This is a genomic window from Streptomyces sp. NPDC005141, from assembly GCF_053599975.1.
This window is the reverse complement of the sequence record NZ_JBSFYW010000026.1, coordinates 1-24940: the sequence shown is the minus strand read 5'-3', so window position 1 is coordinate 24940 and position 24940 is coordinate 1. Positions and strand designations below refer to the sequence as shown.

General features: G+C 71.7%; 16 protein-coding genes. 8 read left to right on the top strand and 8 right to left on the bottom strand.

The features are described 5' to 3' along the window. Positions 1-22: 22 nt before the first annotated feature. Both ACWD68_RS21300 and ACWD68_RS21295 read left to right on the top strand, forming a co-directional pair. The gene (locus ACWD68_RS21300) at positions 23-889 is read left to right on the top strand and encodes a MerR family transcriptional regulator (RefSeq protein ID WP_451807987.1); all 867 of its coding nucleotides are present in this window, start codon (positions 23-25) and stop codon (positions 887-889) included. A 158-nt stretch (positions 890-1047) separates the two neighbouring features. Further along, positions 1048-1983: an alpha/beta fold hydrolase gene (locus ACWD68_RS21295; RefSeq protein WP_451807986.1), complete on the top strand. Its 936-nt coding sequence runs from the start codon at positions 1048-1050 to the stop codon at positions 1981-1983. Between the two features lie 77 nt (positions 1984-2060). Here ACWD68_RS21295 and ACWD68_RS21290 read toward each other — a convergent pair whose 3' ends face one another. Continuing rightward, entirely contained in the window at positions 2061-3968 is a 1908-nt protein-coding gene (locus tag ACWD68_RS21290; protein WP_451807985.1) for an MFS transporter, read from the bottom strand. A gap of 202 nt (positions 3969-4170) precedes the next feature. Further along, positions 4171-6981 carry a D-alanyl-D-alanine carboxypeptidase gene (locus tag ACWD68_RS21285; protein ID WP_451807984.1) on the bottom strand — a complete coding sequence of 937 codons (2811 nt, stop codon included), beginning with the start codon at positions 6979-6981 and terminating at the stop codon, positions 4171-4173. 221 nt (positions 6982-7202) lie between these two features. Here ACWD68_RS21285 and ACWD68_RS21280 point away from each other — a divergent pair, with 221 nt between their 5' ends. The 3 genes from ACWD68_RS21280 to ACWD68_RS21270 all read left to right on the top strand — a co-directional run bounded on the left by ACWD68_RS21280 (position 7203) and on the right by ACWD68_RS21270 (position 9779). Further along, positions 7203-7958 (top strand): GOLPH3/VPS74 family protein, encoded by a 756-nt coding sequence (locus ACWD68_RS21280; RefSeq protein ID WP_355847347.1) that lies wholly within the window; start codon positions 7203-7205, stop codon positions 7956-7958. Between the two features lie 470 nt (positions 7959-8428). Then, positions 8429-9286, top strand: coding sequence for a helix-turn-helix domain-containing protein (locus tag ACWD68_RS21275; protein ID WP_351541387.1), 858 nt, complete (start codon positions 8429-8431; stop codon positions 9284-9286). Positions 9287-9569: 283 nt separating this feature from the next. After that, positions 9570-9779, top strand: coding sequence for a DUF397 domain-containing protein (locus ACWD68_RS21270; RefSeq protein WP_266759783.1), 210 nt, complete (start codon positions 9570-9572; stop codon positions 9777-9779). Positions 9780-9872: 93 nt separating this feature from the next. Here ACWD68_RS21270 and ACWD68_RS21265 read toward each other — a convergent pair whose 3' ends face one another. Continuing rightward, positions 9873-10739: a hypothetical protein gene (locus tag ACWD68_RS21265; RefSeq protein WP_451807983.1), complete on the bottom strand. Its 867-nt coding sequence runs from the start codon at positions 10737-10739 to the stop codon at positions 9873-9875. Between the two features lie 107 nt (positions 10740-10846). On the opposite strand from ACWD68_RS21265, the gene ACWD68_RS21260 reads away from it, so the two are divergent. After that, the gene (locus ACWD68_RS21260; RefSeq protein ID WP_451807982.1) at positions 10847-11632 is read left to right on the top strand and encodes an SDR family oxidoreductase; all 786 of its coding nucleotides are present in this window, start codon (positions 10847-10849) and stop codon (positions 11630-11632) included. Positions 11633-12029: 397 nt separating this feature from the next. Continuing rightward, on the top strand, positions 12030-13601 hold the full coding sequence (locus ACWD68_RS21255) for a sodium:solute symporter family protein (RefSeq protein ID WP_451807981.1): 1572 nt from the start codon (positions 12030-12032) through the stop codon (positions 13599-13601). A 65-nt stretch (positions 13602-13666) separates the two neighbouring features. Here ACWD68_RS21255 and ACWD68_RS21250 read toward each other — a convergent pair whose 3' ends face one another. The 3 genes from ACWD68_RS21250 to ACWD68_RS21240 form a co-directional block, all read right to left on the bottom strand. Then, positions 13667-14782, bottom strand: coding sequence for an ADP-ribosylglycohydrolase family protein (locus ACWD68_RS21250; RefSeq protein ID WP_451807980.1), 1116 nt, complete (start codon positions 14780-14782; stop codon positions 13667-13669). A gap of 169 nt (positions 14783-14951) precedes the next feature. Beyond that, entirely contained in the window at positions 14952-18269 is a 3318-nt protein-coding gene (locus tag ACWD68_RS21245) for a tetratricopeptide repeat protein (protein ID WP_451807979.1), read from the bottom strand. 176 nt (positions 18270-18445) lie between these two features. After that, a complete protein-coding gene (locus ACWD68_RS21240; protein WP_451807978.1) occupies positions 18446-21040 on the bottom strand; it encodes a bifunctional FO biosynthesis protein CofGH in 2595 nt (864 codons plus the stop codon). A gap of 200 nt (positions 21041-21240) precedes the next feature. Between ACWD68_RS21240 and ACWD68_RS21235 the strand changes: the two genes are divergently transcribed. Beyond that, on the top strand, positions 21241-22791 hold the full coding sequence (locus tag ACWD68_RS21235; protein WP_451807977.1) for a CehA/McbA family metallohydrolase: 1551 nt from the start codon (positions 21241-21243) through the stop codon (positions 22789-22791). 177 nt (positions 22792-22968) lie between these two features. Here ACWD68_RS21235 and ACWD68_RS21230 read toward each other — a convergent pair whose 3' ends face one another. Both ACWD68_RS21230 and ACWD68_RS21225 read right to left on the bottom strand, forming a co-directional pair. Continuing rightward, positions 22969-23772, bottom strand: a complete 804-nt coding sequence (locus tag ACWD68_RS21230; RefSeq protein ID WP_451807976.1) for a TetR/AcrR family transcriptional regulator — start codon at positions 23770-23772, stop codon at positions 22969-22971. A gap of 149 nt (positions 23773-23921) precedes the next feature. Continuing rightward, positions 23922-24854, bottom strand: a complete 933-nt coding sequence (locus tag ACWD68_RS21225; RefSeq protein WP_451807975.1) for an SDR family NAD(P)-dependent oxidoreductase — start codon at positions 24852-24854, stop codon at positions 23922-23924. Between the last annotated feature and the right edge of the window lie 86 nt (positions 24855-24940).

The window sequence follows — 24940 nt, the reverse complement described above, 5'->3', positions numbered from 1 at the left end:
GTCACCGGGCGGAAGGCGCCCGGTGACGGAGGATGACAGGGTGGACAAGGACCTGCTCACCATCGGCGCGTTCGCCTCGCGGGCGCGGCTCTCGGCGAAGGCGCTGCGGCTGTACGACCGGCTGGGGCTGCTGCCCCCGGCGCATGTCGACGAGGTCAGCGGCTACCGCTACTACCGCGCCGAGCAGACCGAACGGGCCCGGCTCGTCGCGCTGCTGCGCCAGCTGGACATGCCGCTGGCGCGGATCGCGGACGTGGTGGAGGCGCGCGGTGCCGAGGCGGCCGGGCTGCTCGCCGCGTACTGGGACGGCGCCGAGGCACGGTTCGCCTCGCAGCGGGCCCTTGCCGACTACCTCCGTGGACGTCTTTCCGGGAGGAGTTCCGAGATGTACGAGAAGTTCGTCGTCGAGACCGCCGAGGTGCCCGAGCAGGTCGTGCTGACCGAGAAGCGGCACGTCCTGGCGCCCGAGCTGCCGGTGTGGATCCCCGGCTCGCTGGGACGGCTGGAGGAGGGCGCCCGGGAGGCCGGGGGTGTCACGGGGCCGCCCTTCGTCGTGTACTACGCCGAGGTCAGCGTGGAGAGCGACGGTCCCGCGGAGACGTGCGTGCCGGTCGCCGACGAGGCCGCGGCACGGGCCTGGGCACAGGGGCCGGGACGGGCCACCGGGGTGGAGGTCCGGGTCGAGCCGGCCCAGCGCATCGCCTATGTCCGCATCGCCAAGGCGCAGGTCGCCCACCCGCAGATCCTGGCCGCGTTCGAGGCGGTCGAGAGCTGGATCACCGAGCAGGGGCTGTCCTCCGACGGCCCGTGCCGGGAGATCTACTTCGCCGACTGGGACGCGGCGGGGCCCGAGGACGCGGTGTGCGACGTGGCGTTCCCGGTGAAGTGAGGTGACGTGAGGTGACATGAAGGTGTGGCGCGGTCGCCGCGCCGCGCCCACCTTCGTGTGGTGCAGCGCCCACCTTCGTGTGACATTGCAGGCTTTGCAGCCGGTAGCCGTGTACGAGTGGGAGTTTCGGTGGTCTCGTCCCCTCTCGGGAGTTCGCTGTGCCTTCTGTCGCTTCCTCGCTCAACGTTCCCGTCCAGGTGCCGGGAGGCGGGGCATCCACGGAAGTCGAGGAGCGCCCGCTCTCGTGGGAGGGGTACGCGTACACCGCCCGTGTCGCGCGGCACGGCGCCCCCGTCACGGAGCCGCTGCTCGTGCTGGGCGGTTCGGACCAGACGCGGTACTCGTGGGTGCGGCACGAGCGGTGGCTCGGGGTGCTCGGGACCGTCGTCACGGTGGATCTGCCCGGGTTCGGGGACGCGGACTTCCTGCCCGTCGAGCACGGGATCGACTTTCTCGCCGAGTGCGCGGCACACATGCTGCGCGAGCTCGGGCTCGGCCCGGTGAACCTGTACGCGGGGTGCTACGGAGGGGCGGTCGGGCTCCGGATGGCCCAGCAGTCTCCGGAGCTGCTGCGCCGGGTCGCCGTGCAGGGGATGTCGGATCACATTCCGGACTGGTTCACCGAGGCGCTCGTGGGATGGGTGCGGCTTCTGGAGGAGGGGCGCGTCGAGGAGACCGCCGAGGAGTTCGTGCGGTGCTTCGTGCCGCCGCCCGGCGACCGCATCGTACGCAAACACGCCGCGCTGACCCGGCTGATGTACCGGCAGTTCGCGGCGCAGACCCCGCGCGACGTCGCCGTGACGGTCGAGCGGAACCGGCGGCTGCTGGCCCACGAGTTTTACCGGCGCGCGCCCGTCCCCGCCGTGCCGTATCTCGCGTTCACCGGCGAGCACGACATGCTCACCACGCCCGACATGGTCCGCTCGGTGGCGGCGGACCTGCCGGGCGCGCGTTTCACCACGATCGCGGAGTGCGGCCATCTGGCCCATCTCCAGCGACCTCAGGACTTCTGCGACCTGCTCGTCCGGTTCTTCCGCGACCAGTGTCCGGAGGACGCGGGCCTGCCGTACTGCGGGCCGTTCGAGCAGTTCTAGTTCCTGTCACGTCACCCGGGCCCGGTGTCGGTCGCATCACGCCGTTCAGGTGCCGGTACGGCACCGGTGGCCGGGCCTCAGCGCAGCTCCTCCGGGCACGGGGTGCCCCGGGGGAGCTGGTACGGCGCCGCGAGCCGGTAGGTGCCCGGCTTCGGGGCCAGCAGCTCCGTCCACTCGTCGCCCGCCGGGGTCTCCTCCGTCGCCATCAGGCAGCCGTTGAGGTTGTCGTACGCCTTCGAGGTGCCGTCCCCGCGGTCCTTCGACGCCTTCGTCTCCTGCGGCGGCTTCAGGCTCTTGCCGTCCTCGTCGACGATGCTCAGCCACGGCGAGTACGGGATGCGGATGAGGATGCGGCCCGCCTTCTTCACCTCGATGGTCAGCTCACCCTGCTCGGCGCGGTCGACGACGGCGTTCGGCTCGGCGAGCGGAGTGGGGTCGGTGACGGTGAAGAGCTGCCAGTTGGCGTCGGCCCAGACCTGCCGGAGATAGGGCATGCCCCGCTGGACGAGCTCGCGCTCGCGCAGACCGCCGTCGCCGTCCGGTTCGCCCTTGGGCAGCACGACGTAGTGGATGGCCCAGCGCTGCAGCCACTCGTGGTAGTTCGCGGAGTTGAGCGTGTCGTCGTAGAAGAGCGGGTTGCGCTCCATGTCGGCCTGGCGGTTCCAGCCGCGGGCCAGGTTCACGTAGGGGGCGAGCGCGGACGCCTCGCGGTGCGAGCGGGCGGGGACCACCTCGACGCGGCCCTTCTCGGCGTTCACCACCTGGAGCTGGTTGACGAGCGGCGCCAGCTCGCGCCCGAAGGACGCCGCCGGGGTCGTGTGCACGATGTCGTCGATCGACTTGAAGCCGATCCACCCGTTGAAGACGACGAGGGCGAGGACGATGGCGTACCACTTGCGCGACTTCCGCACGGTGAAGGGCAGCGCGGCGATCAGGACGACGCCCGCGAAGAGCATCGCGAGGCGGGTGATGTTCGAACCGATCTGGGAGCTGATCAGCCAGACGAGGAGTACTCCGAGGCCGTACACCGCCGCCGTGGTCCGTACCGTCATCCACTCCCTGGGGACCAGGAGGTAGACCAGAACGGCGTAGGCGAACGGCAGGATGACCGAGTAGAACTCCATCGGCTGGGTGCCGGAGAACGGGAAGAGCCAGGCCGAGACCGCGACCACGATCGCCGGGGCGATGCCGAGGGCGTAAGCGCCGGGGCGGCGCTTCTGGAGGAACAGGGTCACCGCCACCAGACCCACGAACAGTCCGGCGACCGGTGAGGCGGCCGTCGCGAGCGCGGCCAGCGGCGCCGCGCACAGGGCCTTCGCCCAGCGCTTGTAGCGCCAGCGGTGGGGCCAGCAGAAGACGACGGCGACCGCGGCGAGCGCGAACATCGTGCCGAGGCCGTAGGTCACCCGGCCCGAGATGGCGTTGCAGAGCAGCGCGAAGACGCCCGCGAGCGCCGGAGCGGTCGGGTTCCGGACCGCCCGGCTGCGGATCAGGATCATGGTCAGCAGGCCGGCCGAGAGCGTGCCGGCGATCATCATCGTCGTCCGGACGCCGAGCACCGACATCAGATACGGCGAGACCATGCTGTACGAGACCGGGTGCATTCCGCCGTACCAGGCCAGGTTGTACGCCGAGTCCGGGTGCCGGCCGACGAACTCCGCCCACGCGTCCTGCGCCGCCAGGTCACCGCCGCTGTTCGCGAACGTGAAGAACCACACCACGTGGAGTACGCCGGCGAGGACGGTGGAGAGAATGACGGGATGGCGGCGGAAGAGGTTCAGCGGTGCGGCGCCGGCCGCCGCGGGAGGTTCGGTCCCGTCGGGGCTCTCGGTGTCGCTGGGGTCCTCGGTGTCACCGGGGCCTTCGGTGCGGCCTCCGCCGTCGTCACGGACCGCCTCGCGGGTACGGCCGTTCAGCGGTATTCGCGGGTCCGTTCCGTGGCCCGGATCGGCGTCGTCGGCGTGTGTCGTCTCCGCTGTCGCCACTGCAAGGTTCTCCCCGTGTCCCGTTGTCCGTTCTGGGCCGGGACCCGCGGCTCGCGAGCAGCCCCGATTGTCGCGACGCTAGCACGCACTCCGTAGGACGGCGCCCGGCTGGGGCGCCGTCCGACGGAGTGCGGTGCGGGTGCTGCTCCCCGGTGTACGTCACCGATGCGTGCGCGCGTACGCCATCCGTGTCCGGGTCCGCTCAGCCGACGCGGGTCAGCTTCGCGCCGAGGCCGGGCTCGGCGAGGTCCGACCGGAGCGCGACGGGGATCTTCACCGCCCGGCTCGAGCCGTCGCCGACCGTCAGCTCGCCGACGACCGTGCCCGCCTTGCCTGAGTGCGGGACCGCCGACCCGCCCTCGCCGATCGACAGCCGGGTCTTCAGACCGGGCCAGCCGACCGCCGTCATGTTCTTGGTGGCGACGACCGGGGTCCGGCCGCCGAGCTGGTCGTCCACGTAGCCGACGACCTGCCCCCTCTTCACCACCGTGGCGGTGGTCAGGCTCTTCTGGACCTTGTCGATGAGCTTCTGGCTGTTGACGAGCGCCAGGTGGAGGCTGTCCCAGACCTTGCCGGTGCCGGCGTTCTGGTTCATCACCGCGCCGTAGATCGTCTGCGTCTTGCCGTTCACGTTCTTGGTCGCGGCCCACACCAGGTTGCCGCCGGCCGGCGTCGAGGAGCCGGTCTTCAGGCCGATCACGCCGACCTGCTGCACCAGCAGGTCGTTGTTGTTGTAGATCGTGTTGTCCAGCCCCGGGATATCCGCCTTGGCCATCCCGACGACGCTGCGGAACACGTCGTTCTGCATGACCTTCTTGGCCAGCTTGATCTGGTCGACGGCCGTGCTGACCGTCGTCTTCTGCAGACCGCTCGGGTCCGTGTACGTCGAGTTCGTCATGCCGAGGTCCTTGGCAGCGGCGTTCATCTTGTCGACGAAGCCCTTGCTGTCGGAGTCCCAGCGGGCCAGCAGCCGCGCCACATTGTTGCCGGAGGGGATCATCAGCATCTGGAGCATCTGGCGCTCGGTGAACTGCTGGCCCTTCGACATCGCCGCCGTCGACTCGTCCGGCAGCTTCGACTCGTCCTCGGCCTGCTGGTCGACGGTGATCTTCTCGCCGTCCTCGTTCCCCTTCAGCGGGTGCTCCTGGAGGATCACGTACGCCGTCATGATCTTGGCGACGCTCGCGACGGGGGCGGGGGTCTGCTTGCCGTCGGTCCCGAGGCTGCCCACACCCTCGACCTCGATCGCGGACTGGCCCTGACCGGGCCAGGGCAGATCGAGGGTGCCGCCGTCGAAGGTGTACGTCTCGTCGGCGGTCAGCGTGAGACCGGGGGCCGGCAACGGACGGAAGGCCTGTGCGACTGCGAAGATCACCGCGAGCAGCAGGACCAGCGGCGTCCAGATCTTGACCCGCCGCACGAGTGTCCGGACCGGGGTCTGCGGCGGCGGCGGAGTGTTCGTCAGCTCGGCCAGCAGGTCGAGCGGGGGCTTCGGCGGAAGCGGCTGCTGGGTGGTGCGTTCGGGACCGACCCGCGGCATGGCCGTGGTGGCCGCCGCCGGCCTGTCGGTGCTCCCCGGAGCGGTTGCGGGCTTCGGCCGCGGCGGGGCGGCGGGCTCGTCGGACCGCTTGAGGGGGACGAACCTGCTGGTGCGCTCGGGGTCACCACCGGGCTTGGCGCCGGGCCTGGCGACCCGCTCGTCGGCCTTGGAGGCAACCTTGTCGTCGGCCTTGGCGGGCTTGTCGGCGGGCTTGTCGGCGGGCTTGTCGGCGGGCTTGTCTGTCGGCCCGGTCGCGGGCTTCCCGTCGGTCGGCCTTCGGGTGGCGCCGCCCAGCTTGAGCATGGTGGTGGGCTGGTCCACGGCCGGAGGCCGCGGAGCCTTGAAGATGGCGGTGGACTGATCGACGGGGGGCTGATCGACGGGGGGCTTGGGAGCGGAGTCCGCGTCCGTGTCCGAGGTCTCGTCGGTCTTGGCGTCCGGAGTCTCGTCGGTCTTCGCGTCCGAGGTCTCGTCGGTGGAGTCGGAGTCGCTGCCGGGACGGCCCTGGGGCGTGTCCTTGGGCCGGTCGTCGGCCGGGGCCTCGGGCGCGTCCTCGGGCGCGTCCTCGGGCGCGGGTGCGGCTGCCCGCGCGGAGGCGGCTGCGGGCCGGTCCTCGGGCTCGTCGTCCGGCGCGGCCTGGGGCTCGTCCTGGGGTTCGTCCTGGGGTCCGGGCCGGATCTCGTCCTCGGCCTCGGCGGCGGCTTCGGGCGCGGCCTCGGCGGCGGCTCGGGACGCGAGAGCGGCGTCCAGCGCGGATGTCGGGCCGGGCTTGTCCTCGGGCTCGTCCTCGGGCTCGTCCACCGCGGGGGTCTCGCCGGAGGCGGCTTCCGGCTCCTGGTCGGCCTCGCGCTCCTCGTCGGTGTCGAGGTCGGCGGCGGGTGCGGCGGCGGTCTCCGCATCCCGCTCGGACCCCACGCCGGACGCGTCGGACGCGTCCTCGGCCCTTCCGGGCTCCTCTCCGGCGTCGTCGGCACCGTCGCCGGTGGCGTCGGCCGTCGGGTCGGCGCCGTCTGTGCCGGCGTCGGTCGTGGCGCCGTCACCGCCCTCGGGTCCGGCGTCCGCGGCGGATTCGTCCGCGCCCGCCGGAGCGGGCTCGTCCGGTCCGGCGACCCACGCGGCCACCGCCTCGCGCAGCCGGGTGTCGCCCTCGGCGCTCTTGCCCCCGGCGGCGTCGGTGTCGGCCTCGGACTCCGAGGTCCGCCCGGACTCAGCCGTGCGGGAGGCGTCCGCCGACAGCGCCTTCGTGGAGAACACCGCCGTCGCCTGATCCACCCGTACCGTGGCGGCCCGTTCACGGGCCATCGCCATCCGGGGGTCGGCCGAAGCCGAGCTCTGGGCCGACGCCACCGCGCCCGACCGCGCCGGACCCGGAACCGACGCCGGGGTCACCGGCGTCGCTTCTGCCGACGACGCCGACGACTCGTGCTTCTTCGACCTGTCGGGGGACTCGCCCGCCACCGATGCCTCCTCCATGCGGCGCACGCCCTCCGCGCGCCGAACCGAACCGTCAAACCCTTGAACCGCCGCCCGGACACCGCTGTCCGAACCATGTACCAGTGTCCTGTGTGGGGGCCTGACCCCTGTGGTAGACGAGAACGACATACCTGCCGGTTCCCATATATTCCGGTCACGCGCTCTCGACAGACCAATGTGAGAGGGGTCACCCTGTCATTCATCCACGCGGGGAGGCATGGATGGGCAAGAGCCGCAGAACAATTCCGGAGGAGCTTCTGCTGCTGGCGTTGGACCCGACCACGGGTACCACCGCGCAGCCGCAGTCGCTCGACCTCGGTCTGGCCGGAGCACAGCTAGTGGAGCTGGCGCTGGCCGGACGGATAGCCCCAGACGGGGATCGTATCGCCGTGGTGGTGCCACGGCCGACCGGAGATCCAACACTGGACTGTGCGTTGGAACTGCTTCGCCGACGCGGAGCACCCGTACGCGCGGTCAACTGGATTGGCGGACCCCGCCTGGGGCTTCGCCAGACCTACCTCTCGCATCTGGAGAGGTGCGGCATGGTCCATGCCGTGGCCGGCCAGATGTGCGGGGTGCTTCCGACGACTCGCTACCAAGCGACGGACACGGATATCAGCCGGGAGATCAGAACCCGGCTGGACAACGCGATCCGCACCGGCGTCCCGCCGGACCCGCGGACCGCGGCGCTCGCCGCGCTGGCCCATGCGGTCGGTCTCGGCAAGCACCTGTATCCGGGGAACGAGGGACGTTCGTCCCGATCCCGGTTGCGGGACCTGATCAGGCACGACCCCATGGGCGGCCTCGTGGCGCACGCCGTGATGGACGTTCAGAACGGTGTGGCCGCACAGCCACGCCGCAGCCCGGCACCGGCAGGCCGTCCGGCCACCGCCGGAGTCAGGTCCGCGCCGGAGACCGCACGCGGTGTTCCGATGCAACCGCGCCATGGTTCGATGGCGCGCGCCGTGGCCCACTGAGCCGCAGTCCCACGGCAGCCCGCACCACCACCGCACCACCGCGGTGCCAGCAGTACCCGCACCGCCAGCACCGCCAGCACCGCCAGCACCGCCGTAAGCATGAGCGCCGCACCGCAGTCCCCATGATCCGGTTCGGGAGCCGCTGGCTCGCGCGGGGTGGTGGGACCGTACGTCCGGACGACGACACGGCCCCAACCGCCCCGCGCGGCCGCATCCGAAGACGGCCGCATCCGAGGAGAGCGCTTCTCCAAGGGGACCCTGTCCGCCTCTGCGGGACCTCATCGGCGATCTCCCACGGGAGTTCGCGGGCCCGCGGAGACCGCGCAGGGCCGCGTATACACGCCGAATCCGCGAACGTGCGCCCACCCAGCGCATATACGCCGTTTCCCAGCGGTAGAAAGCACCTTGGTGGCAATCTGCTCAACAGCAGATACGCAAAGTACAGGCTCGTAGCCGGAGGTGCACGTCCCGTGGCGTCAAGTGTCAATCCCACCGTCCGGCGGCGTCGGCTGGGTCAGGAGCTGCGCCGGCTCCGCGAACTCAAGGGCATGACGGCCGAAGAGGTCGCCGAGCGCCTGCTGGTCTCGCAGTCGAAGATCAGCCGCCTGGAGAACGGCAGGCGCAGCATCAGCCAGCGCGATGTCCGCGATCTGTGCGGGGTCTACGAGGTCGAGGACCACCGGATCGTCGACTCACTGATGCAGATGGCCAAGGACTCGCGCCAGCAGGGCTGGTGGCACTCCTTCGGCGACATCCCGTACAGCGTCTACATCGGTCTGGAGACCGACGCCGCGAGCCTGCGCGTGTACGACCCGCAGGTCGTCCCGGGCCTGCTGCAGACCCGGCCGTACGCCGAGGCGCTGATCGCGGGGGCGCTGCCGGAGACCGCGGCTGCCGACATCGACAAGCGCGTCCAGGTGCGGCTGAAGCGGCAGGAACGAATCTCCGCCCCGGACAACCCGCTGCGCCTGTGGACCGTTCTCGACGAGGCCGCGCTGCGCCGTGCCGTCGGCAACCGCTCGCTCATGCGCGAACAGCTGGAGTACCTCGTCGAGCAGTCTCAACTGCCGCACGTCACCGTGCAGGTGATCCCCTTCGACATGGGCGCGCACCCGGGCCTGAACGGCCAGTACGCGATCCTGGAGTTCCCCGACGCGGCCGACTCCAGCGTCGTCTACATCGAGGGCGTGACCAGCGACCTGTACCTGGAGAAGGCGAACGACGTCCAGAAGTACAGCGTGATGTACGAGCACCTGCGGGCGCAGGCCCTGAACGTGGAGCAGTCACGTCAGTTCATCGCGGACCTCGCGAAGGACTACGCGCGCTGAGGGGCCCGGGGGCGGCCTCGTGAGGGCGCCCCCGCCGATGAGGTGCCGGACAATACACCTTGGTCACCTCCGCGCGGAAGACCCCACTGGAATATGCCATCCAGTCGAGTGAATAGTCGCTTCGTCAGCCGATGTTGGCGAGTAGCGTCGATCACGCCACCAAGCAACAACGTTGGCGCAAACCGAACTGCGGGTCACCTGACGGATCCGCAGCCCGGTGACAGCGCGGCGATGGCGTCGATGGCGGCAACTCATCGAAGAACGACTGCTTTCTGGAGCGATCATGGCAATTCAGCAGGGCGCCACCGACACGTGGACCAAGTCTTCCTACTCCACCGGCAACGGCGCCTGCGTCGAGGTCAAGTCCCCCGTTCACTCGGCGATGGCCGTACGGGACTCCAAGGTCCCCGCCGGGCCCACGCTGGCCTTTCCCGCGGACGCGTGGAACACCTTCGTGGCCGAGGTGAGCCGAGGGTCTTCCGACCTCGTCTGATCCGTCCGGCGCCACATGGCCCCGTACAACTTCATACGTTCCACAGACAGAGCCCTCTCGACCGGCCCGCCGTCCTGGCCGAGGGGGCTCGGCTTATCGGCCGGTCGCCTCGTCCGGTCCCCGGCGCAGCCGGTCCACGTACGTGTCCGTTCCCGGCACCGTGGGGATGAAGGGGGCCACCAACTCCACCCGCCCGAGCCCCGATTCGGCCACCGCCTCGTCCAGGCCCGTGAAGGACGCCTCCCAGCACTCCCGCGGGTCCGCCTCCAGGAACCACAGCAGGGTCAGCCGGGTATCCACGCCCTCGACCTGCTTGACGTAGGTCATCCGGTCGCCGGGGAGCGGGGTCGGCCGGAACAGGGTGACCAGGGCGGCGGGCGAGCCGGCCAGCCGCCGGGGGAGATGGCGGGAACGCAGCCACTCCAGCAACTCGGCCCGCCTGTCGGCGGATTCGGCGTCGACGACCTCGACCACGAGCCCCGCGTAGGGGTGGTCGAGGGCGTGGAAGTCCCGGGGGCCGGCGGCGCCGTCGCGGTAGACGGTGGCCTCGTGGTCCTGGAAAGCCGTGAAGACGTGCGTACGGTCCTGGTAGACGCGGCCGTCGCGGTTCAGCCGCTTGTTGATGCCGACGGTCCACTTCATGTGGTCGTCGTAGCGGCCGTCGGTGACCCAGTAGGTGGAGATGTAGCAGCCCGCGGTGACCGGCTGGGCGACCGCCGACTTCTCGGGGTAGCGAAGCAGTTGGAGGTCGCGGGTGGCAACCCAGCGGCGTCCGGCGTACATCCAGGGCATGGCCATCGCGCCGGCGTAGTAGTGGTCGTCCTCGTACCAGCGGTTGTAGGCGTACTCGTGGCCCGGGTGCGGTTCGACCATGGTGATCAGGGCGTGGCCCGGGTGAACGCCGTACGGGCCGAGGGCGGCCAGCTCCGCGTAGGTCTCACTGCGGGTCTCCTCAGTCATTGACGGTCCCCTTCCTCGGTGGAGCGTGCGCGGGACTTCCTTCCTCCGCCGGACGCCCATACTCTGACGCTCCGTCAGGAAAATCGCCAGAGTCCCGGAGGTATGCGATGTCACTGCTCACCGGCAGGACCGTCGTGGTGTCGGGTGTCGGAGCGGGACTCGGCCATCAGGTGGCGGCTGCCGTGGTGCGCGACGGGGGCAACGCGGTGCTCGGGGCGCGCACGGAGGCGAATCTCGCCAAGTCGGCGGCCGAACTCGACCCGGACGGCGCACACACGGCGTTCCGCGCGACGGACATCACCGACGAGGGGCAGTGCGAGGCACTGGCGGCGCTCGCGGCGGAACGCTTCGGACGGCTCGACGCGGTGGTCCATGTCGCCGCCTGGGACAGCTACTTCGGCGGCCTGGAGGACGCCGACTTCGCGACCTGGCAGTCGGTCATCGATGTGAACCTGCTCGGCACGCTGCGGATGACCCGGGCCTGCCTGCCCGCCCTGAAGGAGCGCGGCGGCTCGGTCGTCATCATCGGCACCCAGTCGTCGGTCGCCGCGCCGAGCCAGGTGCGGCAGGCGGCGTACGCGGCCTCGAAGGGCGCGCTGACGAGCGCGATGTACTCCCTGGCACGGGAGCTCGGTCCGCACCGGATCCGGGTCAACACCGTGCTGCCCGGCTGGATGTGGGGTCCGCCCGTCGAGGCGTACGTGCAGTTCACGGCGTACACCGAGAAGGTGCCCGAGGCCGACGTGCTGAAGCGGCTCACCGAACGGATGGCCCTGCCCGAGCTCGCCACGGACGGGGACGTGGCGGACGCCGCCGTGTTCCTGGCGTCCGACCGGTCGCGGGCGATCACGGGACAGTCGCTGCTCGTGAACGCGGGCGAACTCATGCGGTAGGCGGTGCGGTCGGCGCGGCCCCTCTCCCAGGCGCACGGGACCCGCATCCCGTACGGCTGCCGGTTTGTCGTTGCTGCTGTGGTGCTGCTGTGGGTGTTGCTGCGCTCTGGCGAAGTGCCCGCTCATCGTGGGTTCCACGTCATGAGCGCGACAACAGCCCTACGGGTAAAGTAGAGGCAAAATCGTTCTGCTTTCTGATCTGCGTTCATATCTGTGACCGTGAGAGGTCTTGACCGGCTGGTCGAACCAGCGGTTCAATCCCCGAAGTCCCCGCTCCCGCACGGGGGCGCCGCCCTCCCCCGAACTCTCGGCTTCGCTCGAGCAGGGGGCCCATGCGTACTGGCGAAGTGCCGTCCGGTATCTGCAGGTTCACAAGGCGGACCCCTGGAGGGGGCACATGAACGGTCTCGACTGGGCCGTCCTGGTCGCGTATTTCGGTGTCATGACCGCGATCGGTGTCTGGTCCCACAAGCGTGTGGACGATGTCAGCGACTTCTTCACCGCGGGCGGCAAGATGCCGTGGTGGCTGTCCGGCATCTCGCACCACATGTCGGGCTACAGCGCGGTGATGTTCACCGGTTACGCCGGCATCGCGTACACCTACGGCATCACCTCGTACGTGACCTGGGCACTGCCCATCGCCATCGGCGTCACCATCGGCGCCAAGGCCTTCGCGCCCCGGCTCAACCGGTTGCGCTCACGACTGCACGTCGCCTCACCGCTCGAATACCTCAAGGACCGCTACAACGTGCCGACGCAGCAGGCGCTGGCCTGGTCCGGCATCCTGCTGAAGATCGTGGACGTCGGCGCGAAGTGGGCGGCCATCGCCACCCTGCTCAGCGTCTTCACCGGCGTCACGCTCACGCAGGGCATCATCATCACCGGCGGCATCACGGCGGTGTACTGCACGATCGGCGGGCTGTGGGCGGACGCGCTGACCGAACTCGGCCAGTTCATCATCCAGTTGCTGGCCGGTCTGGCGATGCTGATCATCGCGCTGAACAAGATCTCCGACCAGGGCGGTCTTTCCAAGGCGCTGGACTCGCCGAAGCTGCACGGTCACGCGGACGGGTTCGCGGGCCCGTACATGACGGTGTTCTTCATCGCGTACCTGTTCATCAAGCTGTTCGAGTACAACGGCGGCATGTGGAACCAGGCCCAGCGCTACATGGCGACGGGCAGCGCGAAGCAGGCCACCCGGTCCGCCTTCCTCTCCGCCGGTCTGTGGTTCGTGTGGCCGGTCATCCTGTTCATCCCGATGTGGCTGTCGCCCCTCCTCGTCACGGCGCAGAAGCCGGACGGCTCGGACGCGTACGGCCTGATGACCGAGCAGCTGCTGCCGCACGGTCTGCTGGGCCTGGTCGTGGTCGGGTTCTTCTCGCACACGATGGCCATGTGCTCCTCGGACGCGAACGCCATCGCGGCCGTGTTCACGCGTGACGTGATGCCGGTGTTCTCCAAGGCCGCGCGCGCCTGGGACACCCGTGCGGGGCTCATCGCCGGCCGTGTCACCACCGTCGCCTTCCTCGGCTTCTCCATGGCGGTGGCGACCCAGGTCAACTCCCCCACGTTCAAGGACATCATCACCGTCGTCATCAAGTGGGTGGCGGGACTCATGGGACCGATCGCGATCCCGTTCATCCTGGGTCTGCTGCGGCCGTTCCGTAAGTCCGGCCCGACGGCGGCGCTGACCAGCTGGGCCTGCGGTCTGCTCGCCTTCTTCTTCGTCAACTACAACCTGGACTTCTCCCAGCGCACGGACGTCAAGCTGGAGTACCAGGTCTCCGTGCCCATGGCCATCTCCCTCGTCCTGTACATCCTCATCGGCTTCCTGAGGCCCGAGGACACCCCGGAGCGGGACGCCCTCATCGAGATCATCAACACGGACGACGACGGCTCGACCGCCGCTGCGGTCCCGGCCCCGGCGGGGGCGTCGGACGGGGTGGTGGGCACCCCGGTGAAGGACTAGAACGCCGAGCCGAGCGGACAGGTACGGGAACTCCGGGGCGTACGGGGCGTGCGCCGCGGGAGGGCTCAGGCGCGCGGGTAGCGGGCGAGCCAGCCCGGGGACGAGCCGGCGGGCCCGTGCAGCGCGGGCCCCTGGGTCATCTCCATCGCGAAGTCGTCCGCGAGGACCAGCACCGAGGGACGGCCCTCCAGTTCGGCCAGCCAGGCCGGCGGGAGGGCCGTCTCGCCGTGCAGGGCGCCCAGCAGACCGCCGGTGAGGGAGCCGGTCACCGCGGAGGGCCCGCCGTGGTTCACCGCGAGGCACAGCCCGTGCCGGACGTCCTCGCCGACGAGCACGCAGTACACCGCGACGGCGAGCGCCCCCTCGGCGGTGCCGCCCCCGGCGAGCTCCTCGACCCGGGCCGCTGACGGCATCCCCTGCCGTACGGCCCCCAGCGCGTGCTGGAGCGCGTCGGCGACCGGCTGGTGCCCGGGGCGGGTCGCGAGCAGCGCGAGGGCCTGCTGCACGGCCGCGTCGAGGTTCTCGCCGCGGGCGAGCGCGTGCACGATCACGGCGTACGCGCCCGCTGTGAGGTAGGCCGTGGGGTGACCGTGCGTCTGCGCGGCGCACTCGACGGCGAGCTGCATCACGAGCTGCGGTTCCCAGCCGACGAGCAGCCCGAAGGGCGCGGAGCGGGCGGCGGCCTCGGGGCCCGGCTCGCCGGGGTTCTTGGGCGCGTCCAGCGTGCCCATGATCTCGTCGGCGAGGCCGAGGATATTGGCTCTGGCCGGGTCGCGGCGCGCGTAGAGCCACTCCTCGCGGGCCAGCCAGCCGTCGTCCTTGCGGCGCTCGTCGGGCCCCCAGTCGCTCTGGGTGGCCGCCCAGCGGCGGTAGGCGCGGTGCACGTCGGACGGCGGATGCCAGGCGCCGGTGTCGCGGCGCACCTGGGCGCGGATCAGCCCGTCGACGCTGAACAGGGCGAGCTGGGTGAGATGCGTGACGGCGCCGCGCCGGCCGTACGCGGAAACCAGGTCGAGGAGGCCCTCCGCGCCGTACGCCTCCCGGATCCCCTCCAGGGAGAGCGCGTCGAGCGGCGCGCCCAGGGCGTCGCCGAGTGCCGAGCCCAGCAGCGTTCCGCGGACCCGGCTACGGAAGTCCTGCTGCTCACCACGGCCCCAGACGGCACCGGCTGTCGCACCCACCGAGACCTCCTGAGGCACCGTCCGTACGTCCGACAGCTAAGCACTGTAATCGAACGGGAACGGTCGGTTGACGCCGCGGATCCATAAAGGGCTTGGGGTCCTGGTGTCCCCAAGTGGTCAGGTATGGGCGATGTCCGGGAGAAATCGCAGGCTTCGGACACCGCCCGCGTCAGTCCGCGTAGCGCGCCCGGATCCCGTCGCGGGCCGCTGTGACCGTCGTGAGGCGCGGGGCGAGGCGGGAGGGATCGGAGTCGGGGCCGAGGAGGAGTTGGCCGAGGATGTCCGCGAGGTCCGCGAGGTCGTCCCAGTCGGGGTCCGTGGCCAGGAACTCGGCCAGTCCCCGGTCGGCGTCGGCCCAGTCCGCGAGGGCCCACCCGACGATGCACCGGCCCGACAGCCGTGTGAGCTCGTCCGCTGCTTCCGTGTCCAGGAGCCGTGCCAGCTCACGCCACAGGGGTTCCGCGGCCCCCGGGCCCAGGGACCGGGTCTCGGTCATCGCCAGTTGGAACGTGCCCGGCACCGCGTCCTCGGCGCGCATACGCTCGGCGAGGCGTCGGGCGGACGTCCACCGACCGGTGTGCCGGAGGACCTCGAGGCGCATGCAGTCGCGGTCGAGGTCCAGGGGTTCGTCCTCGGTCGGCGCCGGGTCGGCCTCGGCCATCCGGGCCGTCGCCTCGTCCCACCGGCCGCAGTGGATCAGCGTCTCCACGATCTTGTAGCGTGCCGCGTCCCCGCCCAGGGTGACCAGGCGTTCCCAGTCGGCGAGGGCCCGCTCGGTCCGCCCGGTCGCCAGGAAGAGGTGGGCTCGCTGGTCGTAGGCGTAGGCGTAGTCCGGGTCGGCCGTCAGGGCCCGGTCCAGCCAGGTCAGCGCCTCCGCGTGGTCCTTCAGGTCGCGGTAGGTCGCTCCCAGGCAGCCGAGCGCCGAAGCGTTGTCGGGTTCCCGGTCCAGTACGTGCCGGAAGACGGCGATCGCCTCCTGGTGCCGGTCTTCGATCCGGTGGGCGTTGCCCAGCTCGATCTCGATCCAGTCGGCGTCCGGACTCGCCGCGAGCGCGCGCCGCAGGTCCTCGTGCGCGCCGGGCATGTCGTCCAGCCGCCGCCTCACCCGGGCCCGCATCACCAGGGCCCAGGAGTAGTCCGGCACCAGCGCGACGGCACGGTCGAGGTCGGCCAGCGCCCGCGCGCTGTCGCCCAGCTCGTGGCGGGACACTCCGCGGCCCGCCAGGGCCGAGGCGTAGTCCGCTTTGAGGTCGATGGCCCGGCCGAGTTCGGCGACGGCCTCCTCGAAGCGGCCCGCGAGCCGGTAGGCGTCGCCCCGTTCCGACGCGACCCAGGCGGAGTCCGGCTCGAGGCGGGCCGCCCGGTCCAGATCGGCGAACGCCTTGTCCCACTCGTCCGTGTCCCGGCGCAGCCGGGCCCTTCGGACGAGCGTCCAGAGGTGGTTCTCGTCGATGCTCAGCGCACGGTCGAAGTCGGTGCCCGCCGCCTCGAACTGGTCGAGAGCGTGCCGGCACACCGCCCGGGAGGCCAGTGAGTCGACGTCCGTCGGATCGAGGGCGGCGGCCCGGTCGAAGTCGGCCACCGCTTCCTCGAAGCGGCCCGCCAGGCGGTACGTCTCCGCCCGCTCCGCGATGATCCACCCCGTGCCCGGCCGCAGCTCTTCCGCGCGGTCGAAAGCGGCCAGCGCCGCGGGGAAGTCACCCAGCAACTGGTGGGTGAAGCCACGGCCGTAGTGCACCCGCGCCTCGTCCGGATCGATCTCGACCGCCCGGTCGTACTCGGCCAGGGCCCGCTCGTACTCCCCGCCGTTCCGCAGTTCCCTGGCCCGCACCCCGTGCGCCAGGGCCCGGCCGGGGCCGTGCAGCGCGGGGCGGGCCAGCAGCAGATCCATCGCCCCGGCCACCCCGGCCTCGTCGTCGGCGAGGGCCTCGGTCAGTCTCCGGCCGAGTTCGCGCAGGGCCGGGTCGCCCGCCGCTTCTCCGGCCTCCTGGAGCATCCTGGCCCAGTCACGCCCGGCCACCTGATCGGCGCGGCACGCCTCGACCACGTTGCGCAGCGCGTCACCCAGCGCGGTGAGCGGCCGGGCACACAGCCGGTGGTACGTCTCCTCCAGCAGCAGCCGACGCCACGGCTCGTCCTTCCACACCTCGTCGGGAGCGAACAGGCCGATCCCCGCCTCGCCACGCCAGCGGCCGAAGACCTCCGCGAGCCTCTCGTGGCGCTCGGTCCAGCCGCGCGGGGAATGGCGCCGCTGCAACCGGAGCATCGGCTCGCGGACCAGGCCGTGGTACCGGACCCGGTCACCGCGGCCGTCCACGAACGGCAGCCCGCGCAGCCAGCCGAACAGTGCGTCGGCGTCCTCGTCGGCGCACTCCACGGCCGCCCGGAACACATCCAGGTCGAGACTTCGGGGAAGGGCGCACGCGAGGGCCACCGCCCGGCGGACCGGGTCCGGTTCCCACTTCAGGAAACGTTCTACGGCGGTGGCCGAGGGGTCGCCGATGTCCTCGGGGTCCGCGGGGCGCTGCTCGGCCAGCGTCGAGACCAGCAGGGGCAGTCCGCCCGTGAGGCGCAGTACCTCCTCGACCACGGGCTCCGCCACGACCCCCTTGTCCGCGAGGAGGCCCCGCGTCTCGGTCTCCGTGAAGGGGCCGAGCGGCAGGTCGGTGACGAAGTCGGTGAAGCCGCCCCAGCGGGAGGTGTCGAAGGGGCGCTGCCCTGCGGTCACCACGACGACCGTGGCGGGCAGCAGACCGTGCTCCCGGGTTGTCATCACCGTGTGGAGCCATGCGTCGAGGAACGGTCCCGTCCGTTCGTAGGTGTCGAAGAACAGGACGATCCACGGTACGGCCGACGCCGCCTCGGAGAGCTCTCCGATGAGGACCGGGGTGAGCACGGCGTGCGGCGACAGGACCAGCCGGACGTCCTCCTGATTGCGGAGGCGTGCGCTGAGTCCCGCCCGCAACCGGTCGGCACCCTGGGCCAGTTGAGCGGGGTCCAGGACTCCGGCGAGGGCGCCGACCCCGGGCACCATCCCCAGTCCCACCAGTCCGGCCCGCGCCACCGTCAGGCTGCCCGCCGAAGGGCCGGGCCGCTCGGGCTCCGGCGGGGCGAGGACGGCGGCCTCCGCCTCGTGCCGCCGCTCGTGGTACGCCGCCAGCAGGCGGTCCAGTTCCTTGAACCGGTGCCCCTGCGCGGCGAACCGACGGCTCATCGCGGCCATGGCCTCGGGCAGGCTGCCGACGCTCTCGTCGACGTAGGCCGTCAGCGCGCCGTACTCACGCGCCAGTTGTTCCATCTCGCGGACCAGGAACGTCTTGCCGACGCCGGCGTTGCCGTGCACGTGGAACAGGAACCGGTGCCGCTCGTCCTCGGGAGGCAGCTCGAAGTTGGCGCGGAACGTGGCTCGTTCGGCCCCGCGCCCGACGAATCCGTGTCGCCGCCGCCCTTCGATCAGCTCCTGCATCGACGGCCGCGCCCGCACCATCGGCCCGCCTCCTCCCCCAGGACACGCACCCCGTGCGCCCCGGCCCGTCCGGTCCGCCCTCCAGTCTGACGCAACTCGCCCTGGAACGAGCGGTGGTGACACGGGCGGCGTGCGGCGGGAACGGGGTTCCGGCGGCGCGCCCGCGCCACCCGAGGTCAGAGCCTCGGGGCTTCCTCTCAGTCCAGTACCGGGAGCAGCTCCGGGAGGTGACCGTCGGAGGCCGCCGCGGCCCTCTGGCGTTCCTCGGGGACCTCGCCGTACACGGTGGTGCGCGGCCTCGCCGGGCGGCCCGCGGCCTCGGCGACCGCGATCAGGTCCTTGACCGACTTGTAGGAGCCGTAACTGGAGCCCGCCATGCGGGAGATGGTCTCCTCCATGAGGGTGCCGCCCAGGTCGTTTGCGCCGGAGCGGAGCATTTCAGCCGCACCCTCGGTGCCCAGTTTGACCCAGCTCGTCTGGATGTTGGGGATGTACGGGTGCAGCAGGAGGCGGGCCATCGCCATGACCGCGCGGTTGTCGCGGGTCGTCGGGCCGGCCCGGGCGATGCCGGCCAGGTAGACGGGGGCGTTGGTGTGGATGAAGGGGAGGGTCACGAACTCCGTGAAGCCGCCGGTCTGCTGCTGGATGCGGGAGAGTGTGCGGAAGTGGCCGAGCCAGTGCCGGGGCTGGTCGACATGGCCGTACATCATGGTGGAGGACGAGCGGATGCCCAGTTCGTGGGCCGTGGTGACCACCTCGATCCAGGTCGCCGCCGGCAGCTTGCCCTTCGTCAGGACCCAGCGGACCTCGTCGTCCAGGATCTCCGCGGCCGTGCCGGGGATGGTGTCCAGGCCCGCTTCCTTGGCCGCCGTCAGCCACTCGCGGATCGACAGGCCGGTGCGGGTCGCGCCGTTCACCACCTCCATCGGGGAGAAGGCGTGGACGTGCATGCCGGGGACGCGTTCCTTCACCGCCTTCGCGATGTCGAAGTAGGCGGTGCCGGGCAGGTCCGGGTGGATGCCGCCCTGCATGCACACCTCGACCGCGCCGAGGTCCCAGGCCTGGGCGGCGCGGTCCGCGACCTGGTCCAGGGAGAGCGTGTAGGCGTCGGCGTCGGTGCGGCGCTGAGCGAAGGCGCAGAAACGGCAGCCGGTGTAACAGACGTTGGTGAAGTTGATGTTGCGAGTGACGATGTACGTGACGTCGTCGCCGACCGCCGCCTTGCGCACGTCGTCGGCGATCCCGCACAGGGCGTCCAGCGCCGGTCCGTCGGCGTGCAGCAGCGCGAGTGCCTCGCCGTCGGTCAGCTTCGTCGGGTCGTCGGCCGCCGTCGCCAGTGCCGCGCGTACGTCCGTGTCGATGCGCTCCGGCACCATGCCGGGCGCCGCCGCCTCGCGCAGGGCCTCCCAGTCGCCGTACACCGCGTCGAAGTCGTCGCGGCGGTCGGCGGTGCGGCCCTCGGTGTCGATGGTGTGGTGCAGGTCCGTGCGCCCCGAGGAGGTGAAGACCTCCTCGGGCTCCTGCCAGGGGTGGCCCTCGACCACCGCGTCCGGCACCGCGAGGCCGGTCTCCGGGTCCGCCAGCGCCCGTACGTGCGGCAGCAGACGAGGGTCCAGCCAGGGCTCGCCGCGCTGCACGAACTCCGGGTAGACACAGAGGCGTTCGCGGAGCTCGAAGCCCGCCTCGGCCGACTGCTCGCGCAGCAGCTCGATCTGCGGCCAGGGGCGCTCGGGGTTGACGTGGTCGATGGTCAGGGGCGAGACCCCGCCCCAGTCGTCGATGCCTGCCCCGATGAGCCGCCCGTACTCGCTGTCGACCAGGTTGGGCGGGGCCTGGAGACAGGCGGCCGGGCCCATGATGTGCCGGGCCACGGCGACGGTGGCGACCAGCTCGTCCAGCTCCGCGTCCGGCATCCCGCGCATCGCGGTGTCCGGCTTGGCGCGGAAGTTCTGGATGATCAGTTCCTGGATGCCGTGGTAGGCCCGGGAGACGCGGCGCAGCGCGAACAGGGAGTCGGCGCGCTCCTCGTACGTCTCGCCGATGCCGATGAGCAGCCCGCTGGTGAAGGGGACGGAGGAGCGGCCCGCGTCCTCCAGGACCCGCAGCCGGACGGCGGGCTCCTTGTCCGGGGAGCCGTGGTGCGGGCCGCCGGGCTCGGACCACAGCCGGGTCGCGGTCGTCTCCAGCATCATGCCCATCGACGGAGCGACCGGCTTCAGCCGCTGGAAGTCGGTCCACGACATCACACCCGGATTGAGGTGCGGCAGCAGGCCCGTCTCCTCCAGGATGCGGATCGAGATGGCCCGTACGTACGCGATGGTGTCGTCGTAGCCGTGCGCGTCAAGCCATTCGCGGGCCTCGGGCCAGCGGTCCTCCGGCTTGTCGCCGAGGGTGATCAGAGCTTCCTTGCAGCCGAGTTCGGCGCCCCGGCGGGCGATGTCCAGGACCTCGTCCGGGGACATGAACATCCCGTGACCGGCCCGGCGCAGCTTTCCGGGGACGGTGACGAAGGTGCAGTAGTGGCACTTGTCCCGGCAAAGCCGGGTCAGCGGGATGAAGACGCTCTTGGAATAGGTGATGACACCGGTGCGGCCGGCCGCTTCCAGGCCCGCGTCCCGCACCCGCGCCGCGGAGGCGGTCAGGTCGTCGAGGTCCGCGCCGCGGGCCTGGAGCAGCACCGCGGCCTCGGTCACGTCGAGCGCGACGCCGTCCCTGGCGCGTTTGAGCGCACGCCGCATGGAGTTCGCCGTCGGCCCGGATCCGGGAGTCGCGCCCGTCGCGGAGGTCGTCATCCTTCGAGCATACGATCGCGTTGATCAGGCGTTACAGGGCATGGCCGATTCCGCTCGCGCTTCGGCTCGTCACGGAATGGTCCCGGTGCCACTCACCTTCCCGTGTCCCGGCGTTCACGGCCGGATACCAGGCTTGCCGGTGCCACCGCCCTCCCCCACCATGTCATGTCACTGTCACACCTGATCCCGGGAGCAGCCGCATGCGCCAGGACGACCACGGAAACGGAATGCCACGACGTGCCCTGTTCGTGACGGGAGCCGCCGCGGCCCTTACGTTGGGAAGCGTGACCTTCGCGAGCGGTGCCGACGCGGCCGACGGTTCCGGGACACCCGTCGGCGGTTCCGAGACCCGGACGGTGCGCGGCACCCTTCCCACGGGCTCGCCCGACTTCGTCTACCTCCCGGTCGAAGTCCCGCGCGGCGTAAGGGAGATCAAGGTCTCCTACACCTACGGGAAGCCGGCCGTCCCGGCCGGCACCCCGGGCAACGCCCTGGACATCGGCATCTTCGACGAGCACGGCACGGAGCTAGGCGGCCGGGGCTTCCGGGGCTGGTCGGGCGGCGCGCGCACGGAGTTCTTCATCCGCTCCGACGACGCGACCCCCGGCTACATCCCCGGCCCGGTGCGCCCCGGCACCTGGCACATCGCGCTCGGCCCGTACACGGTGGCGCCCCAGGGACTGCCGTACGAGGTCATCATCACGCTGACGTACGGGGAGCCGGCCGCGGCCCCGGAGCCGGTGTACCCGCCCTCGCGTGCCAGAGGCCGCGGGCGCGCCTGGTACCGCGGCGACTGCCATCTGCACTCCTGGTACTCGGACGGCCGCCGGACGCCCGCCGAGATCGCGGCGCTGGCGCGGGCGGCGGGCCTGGACTTCATCAACTCCTCGGACCACAACACGCATTCCTCGCACCCGCACTGGGCGGACCAGGCGGGGGACGATCTGCTGATCATGCTCGGCGAGGAGGTCACCACGCGCAACGGGCACGTGCTGGCGCTCGGCACGGACCCGGGCACCTTCGTCGACTGGCGCTACCGGGCCCGCGACAACCGTTTCGGCCGGTTCGCGCGCCGTGTCCGCGGTGCCGGCGGGCTCGTGGTGCCCGCCCATCCGCACGCCACCTGCGTCGGCTGCGGCTGGAAGTTCGGCTTCGGGGAGGCGGACGCGGTCGAGGTGTGGAACGGCCCGTACACCCCCGACGACGAGATCGCCCTCGCCGACTGGGACAGCATGCTGGTCGCGTCCGTACGCCGGGGCCACGACTGGCTCCCGGCGATGGGCAACAGCGACGCGCACCGCGACCCCGACCCGGTCGGCACCCCGCAGACGGTCGTCCTGGCCGACGACCTGACCCGCGAGGCCGTCCAGGAGGGCATCCGCGCGGGCCGCTCCTACGTCGCCGAGTCGAAGCTGGTCTCCCTCGACTTCACGGTGTCCGGTGCGAAGGGCGAACACGCCGGGATCGGGGAGCGGTTGAGGGTCGATCCGGACACCCCGGTGACCGTCCGCCTGGAGGCCACCGGCGCCCCGCGCTGCACCGTCCGCTTCGTCACCGACCAGGGCGTGCTGTTCACCAGCGCCCCGCTGCCGGTCGCGGGCTCCGGCACGGTCGAGTGGCGTACGACGGCGGCGTACGCGGCGTACGTGCGCGCCGAGCTGCGGCACGAGGTGGCGATCGGCCCGCTGCCGGGGGCACTGGCCGCGTTCACCAACCCGATCTTCCTGGGAGACGCCCGGCCGGCCGAGTGAGCGAGCGGTTCACCCGGGGGGCGCGGCCGACGGGATGGCGGCGGTCGCCTCGCCCGGACACCTTCGACCGATGACGGCAGCCGTCTCCTGCGGGCGCCTTCGACCGGACCGTTGCCGTCCCGTGCGGGCGCGGCGGACGGGTGGTTGCCGTCCCGCGAGGGCCGGTCGGACGGGCCGTCAGACCAGCCCGCCGGACCGGCCCGGGGCGGCTTCGGGGGCGTCCGGTGTCGTGCCCGGGGCGTCCGGTGCCGTGCCGGAGGGGTCCGTCGCCGTGTCGGGGGCGTTGGAGAGGCGGTCGAGCCACTCGGTGAACATGCCCGCCTCGGCGGGGGTGAGGGCGGGGCTCGGGTTCTGCCGGAGCAGCGCGCCGAGGCGGGTCGCCGCGGCCGGGACGCCCGTGGCTGCTGCGGCGTCCGCTCCCGTCCCGGACGCGGTCACCTCCGGGGTGAAGACGACGGCGTGCACGGCCTCACGGACCCGGCGGGAGACCGTCCGGTCGGTGAAGGTCGCCGGGCGGGAGACCAGCATCAGGCAGACGCCCACGTTCGCGGACATGATCATCTGCGCGGCGAGTTCGGGGGCGAGCCGCACCTTGCCCTGTTCGGCGGCGCGCCGCAGGTCGGCGGTGAGGATCCGGTGGGACTCCAGAGCCGCGGCCGGCGGGGTGCGCATCGCCGGGGAGTTCATCAGGCGGTAGAGATTCGGGTTCCGCAGGGCGAATTCGGTGTGGCTGTCCCAGCCGTCGCGCAGGTCCTGGACCGGATCCGTACCGGGGTGGCGTTCCCGCTTGGTCGCCAGATACCGCTCCCACCCGTGGTCGACGACCGCCGACAGCAGGCCTTCCTTGTCCCCGAAGTGCCGGTAGAGGGCCGGGGCGCCGACCCCGGCGGCCTCGCACACGGCCCGGGTCGAGACATCCCCGTCCGGGGACCGCGCGACCAGCTCGGCCGCCACTGCGAGGATGCGCGCTTTGGTACTCACGGGGGCGACGCTAGCCGAGGCCGCACCCGAGGCCGCACCCGGTCCGGAAGCCGCACCCGCCCCCGGGACCGCGCCCGGACCGAAGGTCGCGCCCGGACCGGAAGCCGCACCCGGACCGAAGGTCGCGCCCGGGCTGGAGGCCCCGCCCGTCATGCCGCCGTCCCGTGCGGGGTGAGGACGTCGGCCAGGCCGATCCGGGTCAGGAACTCGGTGCGGACGCGGTCCGCGACGGCGCTGACCTCCGCCGACCCGTCGTCCGCCGGGTCGACGTGGACCCGGAACGGCCGCTGCCCGTGCGGGGTGCCCACGACCTCGACGATCGCGTCGGCGACCAGGGAGACATCGGCGTCCGCCGGTGCGAGCGCCGCGAGCCGGGCACCGACCTGGTCCATCAGCGCGCCGTACCGCTCCTCGTACGCCGGGAGCACGGTCCGCTCGGCGGGGTGGCCGCCGGAGGCGAAGTGGTTCGTGCCGGAGGTGAAGGCGCCCGGCACGACGATGGTCGTCTCGATGTCGAAGCGGGCCAGCTCGGCGGCGTACGACACGGCGAGCGCGTCCATGGCGGCCTTGGCGGCGAAGTACGGGGCGAGATAGGGCGGGGTCCCGCCCCTGCTGGAACTGGACCCGACCCAGAGCACCAGGCCGTGCCCGCGGGCGCGCAGGTGGGGCAGGGCGGCCCGGTTGACGCGCTGGGTGCCGAGCACGTTCGTGTCGTAGACGGCCGCCAGTTCCTCGGGGGTGAAGGCCTCGGTGGGACCGGTCACCATGTGGCCCGCGTTGTGGACGACCACGTCGAGCAGGCCGGCCTCCGCGAGGACCGTGGCGACGGCGGCGTCGGCCGACTCCTGGGAGAGGACGTCCAGTTCGACCGTCCGCAGGTCCACCCCGTGCTCTGCGGCGTACGCGCGGGCCTCGGCGGCCCGGGGCGCGTTGCGGCCCGCGGTGTCGCGCATCGCCGCGTAGACGGTGTGCCCGGCGCGGGCGAGCGCTCGGGCGGAGAGGGCGCCGAAGCCGGAACCGGCGCCGGTGATGAGAACGGTGCTGCCCGGCGCGGCTGTGCCGGGGTCGGTGGTGTCGCTCATGGCGGAGCTCCTGAGGTTGTCGGGACGGCGGGCGGGGCGGCCGGGGTCAGACGATGCCGCCGTTGGCGCGCAGGACCTGACCGTTG